The sequence below is a fragment of the Pantoea sp. CFSAN033090 genome (genome assembly GCF_001264395.1).
GTDB classification, from domain to species: Bacteria; Pseudomonadota; Gammaproteobacteria; order Enterobacterales; family Enterobacteriaceae; genus Pantoea; species Pantoea agglomerans.
Genome location: NZ_LGYX01000004.1, coordinates 335599 through 349684 on the forward strand (window position 1 = coordinate 335599; position 14086 = coordinate 349684).

14 protein-coding genes are annotated in these 14086 nt (G+C 53.4%); 7 read left to right on the forward strand and 7 right to left on the reverse strand.

All coding sequences use genetic code 11. The annotated features are described in order from the left end of the window. The first annotated feature begins 104 nt into the window (after nucleotides 1-104). On the forward strand, nucleotides 105-248 hold the full coding sequence (locus tag AFL22_RS24210; RefSeq protein ID WP_010246429.1) for a hypothetical protein: 144 nt from the start codon (nucleotides 105-107) through the stop codon (nucleotides 246-248). 39 nt (nucleotides 249-287) lie between these two features. After that, nucleotides 288-461, forward strand: a complete 174-nt coding sequence (locus AFL22_RS24215) for a hypothetical protein (protein ID WP_010246427.1) — start codon at nucleotides 288-290, stop codon at nucleotides 459-461. Here AFL22_RS24215 and AFL22_RS05000 read toward each other — a convergent pair. Further along, the gene (locus AFL22_RS05000; RefSeq protein ID WP_010669826.1) at nucleotides 449-1612 is read right to left on the reverse strand and encodes a beta-glucosidase; all 1164 of its coding nucleotides are present in this window, start codon (nucleotides 1610-1612) and stop codon (nucleotides 449-451) included. The two genes, AFL22_RS24215 and AFL22_RS05000, sit on opposite strands and share 13 nt — an antisense overlap. 154 nt (nucleotides 1613-1766) lie before the next feature. Between AFL22_RS05000 and AFL22_RS05005 the strand changes: the two genes are divergently transcribed. Then, entirely contained in the window at nucleotides 1767-3227 is a 1461-nt protein-coding gene (locus tag AFL22_RS05005; protein WP_010246423.1) for a phospholipase D family protein, read from the forward strand. A gap of 193 nt (nucleotides 3228-3420) precedes the next feature. Here the strand turns inward: AFL22_RS05005 and mdoC are convergent, their stop codons facing one another. Continuing rightward, on the reverse strand, nucleotides 3421-4554 hold the full coding sequence (mdoC, locus tag AFL22_RS05010) for a glucans biosynthesis protein MdoC (protein ID WP_010246421.1): 1134 nt from the start codon (nucleotides 4552-4554) through the stop codon (nucleotides 3421-3423). 268 nt (nucleotides 4555-4822) lie between these two features. On the opposite strand from mdoC, the gene AFL22_RS05015 reads away from it, so the two are divergent. The 3 genes from AFL22_RS05015 (at nucleotide 4823) to AFL22_RS05025 (ending at nucleotide 9277) form a co-directional block, all read left to right on the forward strand. Next, complete coding sequence (locus AFL22_RS05015) at nucleotides 4823-6358, forward strand: glucan biosynthesis protein G (protein ID WP_170933489.1); 1536 nt, start codon at nucleotides 4823-4825, stop codon at nucleotides 6356-6358. Then, a complete protein-coding gene (mdoH, locus tag AFL22_RS05020; RefSeq protein ID WP_010669828.1) occupies nucleotides 6351-8903 on the forward strand; it encodes a glucans biosynthesis glucosyltransferase MdoH in 2553 nt (850 codons plus the stop codon). The genes AFL22_RS05015 and mdoH overlap by 8 nt, the downstream gene beginning before the upstream one ends. A gap of 134 nt (nucleotides 8904-9037) precedes the next feature. Next, on the forward strand, nucleotides 9038-9277 hold the full coding sequence (locus AFL22_RS05025; RefSeq protein ID WP_010246415.1) for a YceK/YidQ family lipoprotein: 240 nt from the start codon (nucleotides 9038-9040) through the stop codon (nucleotides 9275-9277). Here AFL22_RS05025 and AFL22_RS05030 read toward each other — a convergent pair. From AFL22_RS05030 to AFL22_RS05040, 3 genes are all read right to left on the reverse strand, one after another. Then, nucleotides 9268-9669, reverse strand: coding sequence for a MysB family protein (locus AFL22_RS05030; protein ID WP_010246413.1), 402 nt, complete (start codon nucleotides 9667-9669; stop codon nucleotides 9268-9270). The genes AFL22_RS05025 and AFL22_RS05030 overlap by 10 nt on opposite strands. Nucleotides 9670-9799: 130 nt before the next feature. Next, on the reverse strand, nucleotides 9800-10066 hold the full coding sequence (locus AFL22_RS24380) for a hypothetical protein (RefSeq protein WP_052270943.1): 267 nt from the start codon (nucleotides 10064-10066) through the stop codon (nucleotides 9800-9802). Between the two features lie 528 nt (nucleotides 10067-10594). Further along, a complete protein-coding gene (locus AFL22_RS05040; RefSeq protein ID WP_010246409.1) occupies nucleotides 10595-11518 on the reverse strand; it encodes a Kdo(2)-lipid IV(A) acyltransferase in 924 nt (307 codons plus the stop codon). A gap of 252 nt (nucleotides 11519-11770) precedes the next feature. Here AFL22_RS05040 and AFL22_RS05045 point away from each other — a divergent pair, with 252 nt between their 5' ends. Then, nucleotides 11771-12820: a rhodanese-related sulfurtransferase gene (locus tag AFL22_RS05045; RefSeq protein WP_010246407.1), complete on the forward strand. Its 1050-nt coding sequence runs from the start codon at nucleotides 11771-11773 to the stop codon at nucleotides 12818-12820. A gap of 39 nt (nucleotides 12821-12859) precedes the next feature. Here AFL22_RS05045 and AFL22_RS05050 read toward each other — a convergent pair whose 3' ends face one another. Both AFL22_RS05050 and AFL22_RS05055 read right to left on the reverse strand, forming a co-directional pair. Next, on the reverse strand, nucleotides 12860-13435 hold the full coding sequence (locus AFL22_RS05050) for a YceI family protein (protein WP_022625884.1): 576 nt from the start codon (nucleotides 13433-13435) through the stop codon (nucleotides 12860-12862). Between the two features lies 1 nt (nucleotide 13436). Further along, on the reverse strand, nucleotides 13437-14012 hold the full coding sequence (locus tag AFL22_RS05055; protein ID WP_052270900.1) for a cytochrome b: 576 nt from the start codon (nucleotides 14010-14012) through the stop codon (nucleotides 13437-13439). Nucleotides 14013-14086: the final 74 nt, after the last annotated feature.

Genomic DNA, 14086 nt, shown 5'->3' on the forward strand with positions numbered 1-14086 from the left:
CCAGTTTATTTTTCGGACGAAAGAACCGGACGATAATCAGCCTTTCATCTACACTGTCACTCACCGCATCACTCCCGGCGGCCCATGTTTTTCACAGGATAGTTATGTCTTTACCCTTGCCGCCCGACGATCACGATGAGCCAATTCGCCAGTCACTTGACGATGCGCACTTTGCGATAGTGGTGCTTGCGGTGACCTCGGTAACGCTTATAATCTTTGTCCTGATGATTACGCTCTGGATGAGCTGACACGCACAGGGATTCAACGGATTGAATAAGGAGAAGGCGATGGACTCCGGAGATGACAAATTAATCGCAATTATCGGTTTGCTGGCGGCCTGCCTGATCGGGGTGACCTTCCTGTTTACCATGGTCTGGCTGACCGACGTACGTCATCCTGCCGATCCCTCTCTCGACGTTCGCTCCTGTTACCCTAAAAAGCCACCTTCTCAGCACGTCTGATTTCGTGTCGCAAACTTAATCTGCTGACTGCGCAATACCAGCGCCAGCGGCTCATGCAGATTACGGTTGCCATTGGGATCGGCTAATCCCAGCAGCGGGCCAGGGGAACGCCGGTCATCGGCCCAGGCCGGATACTCCACTACCGGATAGAGCGAAATCCCCTCCACCGCAATGCCCTGATCCAGCGCCACCGCCACATTTTCACTGATCTCCTGCAGCCAGGGGGCGCGCGCTTCACCCTCAGCGCCAGTTTCAGCAATCAGCATCGGACGCTGGTAGCGCTGCCAGCACTGCGCCAGCAGAATATGCAGCGGCACACGCTCCGGATCCTCCAGCGACATCGGCTGGTCGGGGAAAAACCAGTGGTTATCGGGATAGTAGTTCAGGCCGAGGATATCCAGGCAATCTTCACTGCCGCCTAGCTCCTTATCGACGCGACCGGCCAGCATGTCCCAGGCTTCGAACTGCGCCTGATGCTGCGCATCGGCATAGGGTTTGCTGTCCGGATTATCGGGATGATGAGCGATCTGCACCAGCGGGTCAGTCAGCACAAAGCGCGCCTCCGGATAGACCTCGCGAATGGCATGTATCGCCGCCAGCGAGGCGCGAACCAGCTGGCGCTTCAGCTCTTTACCACGCTGCGCCGCATGAGGATTAAACCAGGCCACATCCGCCCCGGCCCATGACCAGAATGAGATTTGATTAACCGGTGTAAAGAAGGGGCGTTCGATGCCCTGATCGCGCATCAGTTGTGCCATCGCGCGAGCGAAACGACTAAAATGGTCAACAAATTCGGCTTTCCAGATATTAAGATGATCGGGATAACCGAAATGAGCCAGCTCCCAGATGATCTCCATCTGCTGACGTCGCGCGGCGTCGACCATTGGCAGAAAGCTCTGCCAGTCATACTGGCCAGGGATCTTTTCGATCAGATGCCAGCGCGCACCGTCGCGGGCGGTGAGCAGATGCTGCTCAGCCAGGGCGGCATAATCTTTTTCCAGCAGCATATCGTGTCCGCTGCTGATCACCATATCCAGCCGTTTACCGGGCGTACGGCAGGCAGTGGAACAGGGGAAACTGCCCTGGAAAAAGCTGCGAAACAGGCTGGGATGATAGCGCTGGCGGGCATCTGTAAGGGATTGATGAGACATATTCCTCTCCTGCCGGGATAATGCCGGTCACAGATCGTCCGGTTAAGTCTAGACTAAAAACGCCCGTGACCCCTCACTAACTCAGAACAGAGGAATAGCATCAGAGGTCGGACCGGGGAATAATAAAAATAACTGCATTTTACAGGGAAATGTCATGACCGAAGCGTTTGAGCTCTCCCAGCCATTGGAACGGTCCAGCTGGCTGGAAACACAGCTGGAGCCAGAGTGTCTGCGCCATCCGGGGCTGAGCGGCGTCCATCAGCTGAGCGACGGGCTGGATGCCTTTGCTGCTCGCTATCTGCTGATGCAAAAAGCGGAGCGTTCACTCGATATCCAGTATTACATCTGGCAAAACGATCTCTCTGGCCGGTTGCTGTTCAGCGCCGTGCTGGAAGCTGCCCGACGCGGCGTGAAAGTGCGGCTGCTGCTGGATGACAACAATACGCCGGGCCTGGACGACACGCTGGCCCAGCTCAACCGCCATCCCAACATTGAGGTGCGGCTGTTTAATCCATTCTCGTTTCGCACCCTGCGCGCGCTGGGTTATCTCACCGACTTTGCCCGTCTGAACCGCCGCATGCACAACAAAAGCTTTACGGTGGATGGCGTCACGACCGTGGTCGGTGGGCGCAATATCGGCGACGAATATTTCGGCACTGGCAATGAACCGCTGTTTGCCGATCTCGACGTCATGGCAATAGGCCCGGTGGTTAAAGAAGTCGCAGAGGATTTTGAGCGCTACTGGCGCAGCAAGCCGGTCTCTCCGCTGCAGCAGGTGCTGGATGAAGAGGAGCCGGAAGAGGACAGTGTGAGTCTGCCAGCAGAGTGGCGTCACAGTGAACCGGTGCAGCGCTATCTTCAGCGGCTGGAAAATTCTTCGCTGCTACAGGAGCTGGAAGAGGGCACGCTGGCTCTGACCTGGGCAAAAGCGCGCCTGCTGAGCGATGATCCGCGTAAAGGGCTGGGCAAAGCGCGTGCCAGAAGCCTGCTGCCGCAGCGAATGCTGGAGGTGATAGGCACGCCGCAAAAGCAGTTCGACATCATCTCGGCCTATTTCGTGCCGACCCGCGCAGGGGTCGCTCAGCTACTGTCGCTGAAGCGCAAAGGGGTAAAAATTGCCATTCTGACCAATTCGCTGGCGGCTAACGATGTGTCGATTGTCCATGCCGGCTACGCTAAGTGGCGCAAAAAATTGCTGCGTCATGGTATTGCGCTCTATGAGCTGAAACCGCAGGCGGGCGTGCCTGATGCCCCGCACGACCGGGGATTAACCGGTAACTCCGGCTCCAGCCTGCATGCCAAAACCTTCTCAGTGGATCAACAGACGCTGTTTATCGGCTCGTTTAACTTCGATCCCCGTTCAGCGGTGCTGAATACGGAAATGGGACTGGTGATTGAGAGTGCGGCGCTCGCCGGAGAGACGCATCAGCGTTTCAGCCAGTCAATGCGCGATCGGGCATGGACGCTGCGGCTGGATAAGTGGGGCAGGGTAAACTGGCTGGAGTATCCGGGTGAGCCGGAGCAGATTGTGCATAAACACGAGCCAGGCTGCTCCTGGTGGCAGCGCCTGCAGGTACGCCTGGTGTGGCGACTGCCGATTGAGTGGCTGCTGTAAGCTGGACCTTGCCTGGGTACAGGCGCTGGCTCAGGAAGCATACGCCCTCCGCAAAGACGCAAAACCCGCCATCCCTGGCCCGCTATGCTTTGCTACTGGCGTATGCTCCCATCGCTTTAAACTCTTAAGCTGTCTGTGAGACACATCATTTATAGCCTGACCTCACTTATGGCCCGAGGTCACTGATCGCCTGTCATTGTGCTTGTTTACGCTCAAATTTCCCCGAGAAAAGGAACCGCAGCAGCGGGATACGCAGGTGAATCTCATACAGCAGAAACGCGATGCCAAACACCATCAGCAGGCCAACGAAGAAGCCCAGGGTGTTATTTTCAATCCGTGGCGTCACGTAAATGCCATACAGCAGCGTCAGCGGATGGTGCACCAGATAGATAAACAGTGACGCATTGACCAGATACATAATGCGCGGCGAATGTGAATTCAGCAGCTTATGACCAAAGCAGAAGCAGACGTTCAGCATGCAAATGCCCATCAGCGTCGAGATAATCGCATCCAGCTCATACAACCAGCCCTCACCGCTGCTCAGTCGCTGGTTGGCGCAATAGGCCGCAAACATCAGCAGCGCACCGACCCACATCACCAGATTGAAGCGGACAAACAGCTGCTTCAGCGGGGGATGTTTCCACGCCAGCGCTCCCAGCATAAAGAACGGCAGATAGAAGAGTGTCTGCATCACTATGATGCTAAACAAACCATCCATCAGCCACGCAGGCTGGAAAATAAACACCAGACGCCGGAACACGCACCAGAGCAGTGCCCACGCCAGTACGCCCGCCGTCAGCGATCCCCAGCCAACCCGCGAATAATCAATGGTGCGATGCTGATCGCGCAACCAGCGGAAGGTCACCATCCCCAGCGTGGTCAGCATCACCAGCACCACCAGGAACCACAGGTGTGAAATCAGCTCCCACATCAGGTTATTAAACTTCTGATAGGGCGTGAAGCGGGGCCAGTCAGCCAGCTTATCCGTCCACTCTTTCAGCATAAAAAATTGCGGCAGCGTCAGCAGCGGAATGGCGGTCAGCATTGGGATACCTACCCGTTCCAGACGCACCTTCAGGAAGCGACGTGGCTGATAGCGCAGATACAGCATGTAGGAGAAATAGCCCGAAATGACGAAAAACACCTGCATACGAAACGCATGAATAAAATCATTCAGCAGCGTCAGCCATAACGACGCTTCATGACTATTTACTGCCCATTTCTGCGCGGAGTAGATGAGGGAAACGTGAAACGGCACCCCCAGTAACATCAGATAGGCGCGGATGGAGTCGAGGAAGTATTCACGTTCAGGTTTTACAGTACTCATAAAGTTCCAGTTCGTTAGTACGTTTAACCGGTTTCACCCTGAAACCGGATTATACTCTGTGAAAATTCTACCTGGGATAAACCAGGTATACTATCAGTGGAATCCGTAGTGTCTAATTGTCCTAAAAGCAGGGTTAAGCCTGACGAAATGCGGGAACAATGTTGCGCATAAGCTGTCGGAAAACCGAATAATCCTTTAAGATAAACGGGTTTGATTTAAGCACACGAAAGGGGGGGATGTGCTGACTAAAGAAAAAAATAAAGCCGGACTGATGAAGGTACGCTGGATTGGTACTGCAGTTCTGCTGGCGTTGTACGCCAATAACAGTTGGGCGTTTAACATCGACGATGTTGCCAAACAAGCCAAAGCGTTGGCAGGGAAAAGCTTCGAAGCGCCTAAAAGCAATTTACCCTCTCAATTTCGTGAAATGAAATTTGCTGATTATCAGCAGATCCAGTTTAACCACGATAAAGCGTATTGGGGCAAACTGCGCACGCCGTTCAAGCTGGAGTTTTATCATCAGGGAATGTATTTCGATACCCCGGTGCAGATCAACGAAGTGACCGCCAGCGCGGTGCGCGAGATTAAATACAACCCCGATTATTTTAATTTCGGTAATGTAAAACATGACGCAGATGCGGTAAAAAACCTCGGTTTTGCCGGTTTCAAAGTACTTTACCCACTCAACAACAAGGGTAAAAACGATGAGATCGCCAGCTTCCTGGGCGCGAGCTATTTCCGTGTCATCGGTGCCGGTCAGGTTTATGGCCTGTCGGCGCGTGGACTTGCCATCGATACGGCGCTGCCGTCCGGTGAAGAGTTCCCGCGCTTTAAAGAGTTCTGGATTCAGCGTCCTAAACCACAGGACAAACAGCTGGTGATCTACGCACTGCTCGATTCGCCGCGTGCGGCGGGTGCGTATCGCTTTGTGCTGCATCCGGGTGACGCTTCAACGGTTGATGTGCAGTCAAAAGTTTACCTGCGTGATAACGTCGGCAAACTGGGTGTTGCACCGCTGACCAGTATGTTCCTGTTTGGTCAGAACCAGCCATCGACGGTGAACAACTTCCGTCCGGCACTGCACGACTCTGACGGTCTCTCTATCCACAATGGCAACGGGGAGTGGATTTGGCGTCCGCTGAACAACCCGCGTCATCTGGCAGTGAGCACCTTCACCATCGAGAATCCGAAAGGGTTTGGTCTGCTGCAGCGTGGGCGTGACTTTAACAACTATCAGGATCTTGATGACCGCTATGATCTTCGTCCAAGCGGCTGGGTTGAGCCAATAGGCGACTGGGGTAAAGGCCGGGTTGAACTGGTTGAAATCCCGACGGCAGATGAAACCAACGACAACATCGTTGCGTTCTGGACGCCGGAGACGCTGCCAGAGCCTGGCAAAGAGATGAACTTCAAATATCGTCTGCACTTCTCGCGCGACGAAAACCAGCTGCACTCCGATGATACCGCCTGGGTCAAAAATACCCTGCGTTCAGCGGGTGACGTGAAGCAGTCTAATCTGGTGCGTCAGCCGGATGGCACCGTGGCTTTCACCATCGACTTCGTGGGTAAAGACATGAGCAAGATGGCGGAAAACAGTCAGGTGGCACCGCAGGTCAGCGTGGGTAAAAATGCTGATGTGGTTGAGCAGAGCGTACGTTATAACCCGGTCACCAAAGGCTGGCGTCTGGTGTTGCGTCTGCGTGTGAAAGATGCCAAGCAGTCCACCGAAATGCGTGCGGCCTTGGTTAGCGGCGACAAGACATTGACGGAAACCTGGAGCTATCAGTTACCTGCCAATGAATAAATCGACTTTTACACCTCAACGTTATGTGGAATCTCTGCCGCTGGATGCGGCAGGGAAGGCCCGACTGAGCGTCTCATTGCAGAATGCCAGCGAGTTCCACTTCATCCATGATGTGCTGGGCAGGGATGTCGCAGCCAGTGACCGTCCCGACGATGCGCCGTTAAAATCGGTCTCATCGCGGGTTGAAATGGCCTGGCCCGATTCGCTGGCCGAAGGTCAGCAGTTGGGTAAAGATTACCTCGACCGCACCACGCTGAAGGCGATGCCGAAGGTCAAACGCTCACTGATGTTCCCGGAAGCCTGGCGTACCAACCCGGTCGCCCGTGCCTGGGACTCACTGCGTGGACACAAATCGGTGCCGCGTTATAGCAATGCGGAAGAGCGGCGTGCCGAGGAGAAGTGGCGTCATGTCGGTTCGATTCGCCGCTACATTCTGCTGATCCTGACCATTTTCCAGACCGTGGTCGCCACCTGGTACATGAAGAGTATTCTGCCGTATCAGGGCTGGACGCTTCTGGATCCGATGGAGATGATCAATCAGAACTGGCAGCAGTCAGTGATGCAGATCCTGCCTTATTTGTTGCAGACCGGCATCCTGTTCCTGTTCGCCATACTTTTCTGCTGGGTCTCTGCCGGTTTCTGGACGGCGTTGATGGGCTTCCTGCAGCTGCTGATTGGACGTGATAAATACAGTATCTCTTACTCAACGGTCGGAGATGAACCGCTTAACCCGGAACATCGTACCGCGCTGATTATGCCGATCTGTAATGAAGACGTTGAGCGTGTTTACGCCGGTCTGCGTGCGACCTGGGAGTCGGTGGTTCGTACCGGTAACGCTGAACACTTCGACGTCTACATCCTCAGCGACAGTTACGATGCGGATATCGCGATTGCCGAACAGAAAGCCTGGATGGAACTGGTGCGGGATGTTGGCGGGGCAGGCAAGATTTTCTATCGCCGTCGTCGTCGTCGCGTGAAGCGTAAAAGCGGAAACATCGATGACTTCTGCCGTCGCTGGGGCAGCAACTACAGCTACATGGTGGTGCTGGATGCCGATAGCGTCATGAGCGGAGAGTGTCTCACCGGTCTGGTACGCATGATGGATGCCAACCCGAATGCCGGGATCATCCAGTCGTCGCCGAAAGCATCGGGTATGGATACGCTTTATGCGCGCTGTCAGCAGTTTGCGACCCGCGTCTACGGTCCGTTGTTCACCGCCGGTCTGCACTTCTGGCAGCTGGGTGAGTCTCACTACTGGGGTCACAACGCCATTATCCGCGTTAAACCCTTTATTGAGCACTGTGCCCTGGCACCATTACCGGGAGAGGGCTCCTTTGCGGGTTCAATCATGTCGCATGACTTCGTAGAAGCTGCGCTGATGCGTCGTGCCGGTTGGGGCGTCTGGATTGCCTATGACCTGCCGGGATCCTATGAAGAACTGCCACCGAACCTGCTGGATGAGCTGAAACGTGACCGCCGCTGGTGTCACGGCAACCTGATGAACTTCCGCCTGTTCCTGGTGAAAGGGATGCACCCGGTTCACCGTGCAGTGTTCCTGACGGGTGTGATGTCCTACCTCTCGGCTCCGCTGTGGTTTATGTTCCTGGCGCTCTCCACTGCCCTGCAGGTAGTGCATACGCTGATGGAACCGACCTACTTCCTGCAACCGCGGCAGCTCTTCCCGGTCTGGCCGCAGTGGCGTCCGGAGCTGGCGATAGCGCTGTTCTCGACCACCATGGTGCTGCTGTTCCTGCCGAAAATGCTGAGTGTCGTGTTGATCTGGTTTAAAGGATCGAAGGCCTACGGCGGACCTCTGCGGCTGCTGGCTTCACTGGTGCTGGAAACGCTATTCTCGGTGCTGCTGGCACCAGTGCGTATGCTGTTCCATACGGTGTTTGTGGTCAGCGCCTTCCTCGGCTGGGAAGTGGTGTGGAACTCACCGCAGCGTGATGACGATGCAACACCGTGGAGCGAGGCGTTTAAACGTCACGGTTCGCAGATGGCATTGGGTCTGGTGTGGGCGATTGGTATGGGACTGCTGGATCTTAACTTCCTGTGGTGGCTGGCCCCGATTGTCTTCTCACTGATTCTGTCGCCGTTTGTCTCGGTCATGTCAAGCCGCGCAACGCTGGGCATTAAGAGTAAGAAAGCGAAGCTGTTCCTGATCCCGGAAGAGTACTCGCCGCCGCAGGAGCTGGTGGATACCGATCGCTATGTGGTGCTGAACCGTGAGCGCGCGCTGGAAAATGGCTTTATGCATGCCTTATTCCATCCTGCTTTCAACGCGCTGGCAACGGCACTGGCCACATCGCGCCACAAGCAGAGTCAGTTACTGGACTATGCGCGTGACCGTCGGGTTGATCAGGCGCTGAGCGATGCGCCGGATAAACTGGGCCGCGAACAGCGTCTGCAGTTGATCAGCGATCCGGTGGTGCTGGCCCGTGTTCATACCCGACTGTGGGAAGATGCGGACAAGTATCATCAGTGGGTTGAGAGTTATCAGAAACTCACGCTCAACCCCAACGCGCTGGCAAACAACGCGTAATCTGAAAAAGCGGCAGCGATGCCGCTTTTTTTATCGGATTAAAACAGCGATTCGCTGATAAATTTATTGCTGGCAGTCACCGCGAGCAGCGCGTGACGATCTCAATGGCTGTTTCTTCATGGCGGATATGAGTGGTGAAAGAGTGCTTAAAGGCGGCTGTTATCGTCGCGGCTGTGCTCTGCTTAAGCGGATGCGGCAGCATTATCAGCCGTACCATTCCCGGGCAGGGGCACGGTAATCAGTACTATCCCGGCGTACAGTGGGATGTTCGCGACAGCGGATGGCGGGTCCTGACGATCCTCGACCTGCCGCTGTCGCTGGTGGTTGATACCCTGTTGTTACCGGTGGATGCCAGCCACGGTCCTTACGAGTAACTGCGATCGGAATCGCTGTTATCATCTTCCCACTCTTGCGCGGCGGCTTCACCCTCTTCGGTGTCCAGCGGCGGCTCCAGCTGGAACTCGCCGTCATCCCACTCGTGCAGGGTATTTTCTGCTAACCACTCCTGACGTAGTTCAACTTCGTCAAAATCTGCATCAAAAATGGCCTGTGCCGCTTCACCGCTACGGTAAGGCAGACATTCGCCTGCTTCACCTTCTTCTGCCATGAATTCAGCCTGCCACATGATATCGCCATCCTGCATCACATACTTTTGCAGACCAAACTGGCTGATTGATGCATCCCCCTCCTCAAGCTCTGGGTGGTTAGCGAGGAACTCTTCACGTGCAGCATCGATGGCTTCCTCTAAGGTACTGTACATGCTCATCGCTCTTCTCCTTCACGGGTCTTTGACTATGGATTTATTTGATTTCAGTGAAGGATAGACGAAATCTGAAGGAGGGAAAGGTCAGGCCGGTGCAACTGGCGGGAAATAAGCCATTTCCCGCCAGTCAGGGTCACATCATCTTTTGCGGAAAATGCAAAACCGGTTGAACGGACTCATGAATCACGGGTGCTGAGTAGCGGATACAACATTTTATACATGGCTTAACTTTCTTAAAATTAATTCTGGCGATGGAGAGGGCCTGACTCAAATTATATAACGTGCCGATAAATATGACCTCTTCTTTATCAGGCATACGCTTGCACCCTTTACGATGAAGAAAGTGATAATTTTCCTGATCGGTACCAATTGTAACGTAATAGTAGAGACCTTTGTTCATATTAACTGTCCCATTAGAGGTTTGCTGTGTTGTCTTTTTATAATTCTGGCCAGAGCCGTTAAAGGCCTGACTGTTACAAACGAAACTACCGATAAGCATTAATGAGTTCAAATTCCATAATGGTCTATCGGGGTGTTAAAAAAATGCAAAATGGAATATAAGCTAAATCATCAAGGCAATCGCTTGTAAAATAAGTTAATTTTTATCGATTCATAAGCGGTGAGACACCGTTAAGACCGGCTAAATAGGATTAGGCCTGGCGTGCAGAATAATAAGCGCCATAACAGATTTAATAGCACTCGCTGCAATATTAATTAATAAATAGCGAAACAGGCTGAATGCCGCCTGCCGTCCTGTTAATTGATTAGCTTTTTTAAATTTAAACAGAGACAAATTATATTATGAATATAGGTGTTTATTAATTACTGGACCTGCGGTTTCGCTTACAGGCTGAGTCAGCCATGAGTGATTTATTTAGCAGGGGAGTAAAACGCGCTAAATGCCTGACAGACATTTAGCGCGAACAGATTAATAACGGGAGGGTTCGCCCTCGGGGCGCGTTTTAAAGCGGCGGTGGAGCCACATATACTGTTCAGGTGCCAGCAGCACACCCTCTTCAACAACCTGATTCATTCTGGTTGCGGTTGCGACATCACTTTCCAGCGTAAATTCGCCGCTGATGTCAGGCAGTATCATCAGTTCATAGCCGCGACCTCCAGGCAGACGACGCGGTACGAAAGGGATGACAGCCGGTTTACCGGTGCGGATCAGCAGATGAGTGCCCACCGTTGTGGCTGCTTTTTCCACGCCAAAGAAGGGGACAAAGACGCTGCTGCGCGGGCCATAATCGTGGTCGGGCGCATACCAGATAATGTCACCCTGTTTCAGTGCGCGGATCATTCCTTTGAGATCTTTACGATCGAGCATGCTTTTATTCGACCGCATCCGACCTTTGACCTGAAGCCAGTCGATCAGTTTGTTGTCATTCGGGCGATAGACGCCAATGCCAGGGTTATGGATACCAAACATGCGTGCCCCAATCTCCAGCGTCAGAAAGTGCATGCCGATAAGCAGCACGCCGCGCTGGCTATCGCGCGCCTGCTGAATATGCTCCAGCCCTGAAGGCGTATGCCATTTATTGATGCGCCAGTCAGGCCAGAACCACGCCATACCGGTCTCAATTAATCCCATGCCGACCGATTCGAAATTGTGTTTAACCATCGCTTCGCGTTCATTTACCGGCATATCCGGAAAACTTAATTCCAGATTACGCCGGGAAATACTGACGCGGTGTTTCATAAAACGCATCCCAATGCGGCCAATATTACAGCCGAGAACATAAAGCAGGGGATAAGGAAGTAGCACCAAAAGATAAAGAGAAGCGACACCCAGCCAGGTCAGCCAATAGCGCGGGTGAAGCAGTTCTCGTGAAAACTGAGGCAACTGAGTCATGTGAAGGTTAATTTTCCTGCGTCGCGCACCGTGCGGTGCTGATATCTCGTTGATTTACACCATTGTGCCAGTTTTTGACGTGCGCTTAAATATCACTATCGGAACGTGCCATCAATGAACAAAGGTTAATAGTCCAATGTTGCTGGAAAAAACGGCAACAGGCGATCAATCTGGTCACTGGCCTTTGCATCCCGGTGAAATCAGGTATCATGTGTGCGCTAAATTTCTTCTATTGATAACAGGACGAACACCATGCCAGTGTTACATAACCTCGTTTCCAATAAAGAGCTGAAGGCGCGCATGCTGGCTGAAACCGAGCCGCGCACCACTGTCTCTTTTTATAAATATTTCCAGATTGCCGATCCCAAAGCATTCCGTGACGCGCTCTATCTTGGCCTGACAGCTCTTAAGGTCTTTGGTCGCGTCTACGTGGCCCACGAAGGCATCAATGCGCAGATCAGCGTGCCAGCCAGCCAGTATGAAAAGATGAAAGAATGGCTATATGGCTTTGATCCGGCGCTGAACAACCTGCGGATGAATATTGCGCTGGATGATGATGGTAAATCGTTCTGGGTGCTGCGTCTGAAAGTGCGCGACCGCATTGTAGCGGACGGTATCGAAGACGACAGTTTTGATGCCAGCGATGTGGGTCAGTATCTTAAAGCGGCGGACGTTAACGCCATGCTGGACGATCCTGACGCCCTGTTCGTGGATATGCGTAACCACTACGAATATGAAGTGGGTCGCTTTGATAATGCGCTGGAAGTGCCTGCTGACACCTTCCGCGATCAGCTGCCGATGGCGGTTGAGATGCTGCAGGATCAGAAAGACAAAAAGATCGTGATGTACTGCACCGGCGGGATCCGCTGTGAAAAGGCCAGCGCCTGGATGCGCCACAACGGCTTTGAGGATGTCTATCACATTGAGGGCGGTATCATCGAGTATGCCCGACGCGCCCGTGAGCAGGGATTACCGGTACGTTTCAAAGGCAAAAACTTTGTTTTTGATGAGCGGATGGGTGAGCGGATCTCTGACGATGTGTTGTCGAACTGTCATCAGTGCGGCGAACCCTGTGATACCCACGTTAATTGTGTCAATGACGGTTGTCATCTGCTGTTTATTCAGTGCAAAAGCTGCGCGGAGAAGTTTGAGAACTGCTGTAGCCCGATCTGCCAGGAAGAGGCGAAGCTCTCACCGGAAGAGCAGCGCGCGCGTCGGGCAGGACGTGAAAATGGCAACAAAATCTTTAACAAGTCGCGTGGCCTGTTAAACATGACCATTCCCTCGCCGCTGAAGAAATAAGCGTGGCCGCCTGAAGTCAGCTTCAGGCGGCTTGCTGTTTTACTGGCGTACACCCTCAACCGAAATCATCAGCTGAACCTTCTGCGAAGCTGGCCCCAGATCTTTGGTGATGTTGAAATCTTTCAGTGCAATTTCCCCTTCAGCCTCAAAGCCAGCGCGGTAGCCGCCCCACGGATCTTTACCTTCACCCAGCATTTTCGCCTCGAGCGTTACCGGTTTGGTCACGCCATTCAGCGTAAGATCGCCAGTAATCTTCAGCTCATCACCCTCTTTTTCCACCGCTGTGGATTTGAACGTGGCCTGCGGGTTTTTGCTGGTGTTCAGGAAGTCGGCACTGCGCAGGTGCTTGTCACGTTCAGCATGGTTAGTATCGATGCTGCTGGTGTTAATGGTGACGTCGACTTTATCTGCGGCAGGATTCTTCTCATCAAAGGTAAAGCGGCCATCAAAATCCTTAAAGGTGCCGTAGAGCCAGCTGTAACCCAGATGCTGGATACGGAACTGAATAAAGGCGTGCTGGCCCTCTTTATCGATTTTGTAGTCAGCGGCAGAGGCGGTGAGTGAGCCGAGCAGCAGACTGGCACCGGTCATCGCCAGCAGGGTCTTTTTAAACATATTATTTATCCTTTTCAGAGGGAGAGGTGAAACGCAAACCCGACATCCGTTTTAAGGTGATATCGCGATCGATAAAGTGATGTTTTACCGCAGCCAGCCCATGCAGCAGTGACAGGACCACAACCGTCCAGGCCAGCCAGAGGTGAATGTCGCCCGCAAGATCAGCCTGTTCGCCAGCACCGCTGAACAGCGCGGGCAGGGTGAACCAGCTGAATACTGAGATGGGTTTGCCATCGGCGGTGGAGATCAGATAGCCGCTGATCAGAATCGCCAGCAGCAGGGTATACAGTAACAGGTGGGCCACCACCGAACTGATGCGTACCAGCGGGGAATAACTGCTAAGCGGTTTTGGCGGCGGTGAAATAACGCGCCACAGCAGGCGAATGATCAGCGTCAGCAACAGGATCACGCCGATGCTTTTATGGATCTCAGGCGCGTCGTGATACCAGCTGTCGTAATAGCCGAGGCCGACCATCCATAATCCCAGCGCAAACATGGCGTAAATCGCCAGCGCCATCGACCAGTGCAGCAGCACGGCAACCAGGCCAAACTGATGAGATGAATTACGTAATAACATAATGGGGTTTTCATGAAGTAATAATCTGAAATAAGCATCCACATTATGAAATATAAAAGCAATCATCCTTACGC

What these genes read in the sequence shown, in the direction of transcription:
- mdoH (WP_010669828.1), top strand. Translation starts at nt 6,351, where the DNA reads ATGAATAAATCGACTTTTACACCTCAACGTTATGTGGAATCTCTGCCG.
- AFL22_RS05030 (WP_010246413.1), bottom strand. Translation starts at nt 9,669, where the DNA reads ATGAGCATGTACAGTACCTTAGAGGAAGCCATCGATGCTGCACGTGAA.
- AFL22_RS05040 (WP_010246409.1), bottom strand. Translation starts at nt 11,518, where the DNA reads ATGACTCAGTTGCCTCAGTTTTCACGAGAACTGCTTCACCCGCGCTAT.
- AFL22_RS05045 (WP_010246407.1), top strand. Translation starts at nt 11,771, where the DNA reads ATGCCAGTGTTACATAACCTCGTTTCCAATAAAGAGCTGAAGGCGCGC.
- AFL22_RS05000 (WP_010669826.1), bottom strand. Translation starts at nt 1,612, where the DNA reads ATGTCTCATCAATCCCTTACAGATGCCCGCCAGCGCTATCATCCCAGC.
- AFL22_RS05055 (WP_052270900.1), bottom strand. Translation starts at nt 14,012, where the DNA reads ATGTTATTACGTAATTCATCTCATCAGTTTGGCCTGGTTGCCGTGCTG.
- AFL22_RS05005 (WP_010246423.1), top strand. Translation starts at nt 1,767, where the DNA reads ATGACCGAAGCGTTTGAGCTCTCCCAGCCATTGGAACGGTCCAGCTGG.
- AFL22_RS24210 (WP_010246429.1), top strand. Translation starts at nt 105, where the DNA reads ATGTCTTTACCCTTGCCGCCCGACGATCACGATGAGCCAATTCGCCAG.
- mdoC (WP_010246421.1), bottom strand. Translation starts at nt 4,554, where the DNA reads ATGAGTACTGTAAAACCTGAACGTGAATACTTCCTCGACTCCATCCGC.
- AFL22_RS24380 (WP_052270943.1), bottom strand. Translation starts at nt 10,066, where the DNA reads ATGAACAAAGGTCTCTACTATTACGTTACAATTGGTACCGATCAGGAA.
- AFL22_RS24215 (WP_010246427.1), top strand. Translation starts at nt 288, where the DNA reads ATGGACTCCGGAGATGACAAATTAATCGCAATTATCGGTTTGCTGGCG.
- AFL22_RS05050 (WP_022625884.1), bottom strand. Translation starts at nt 13,435, where the DNA reads ATGTTTAAAAAGACCCTGCTGGCGATGACCGGTGCCAGTCTGCTGCTC.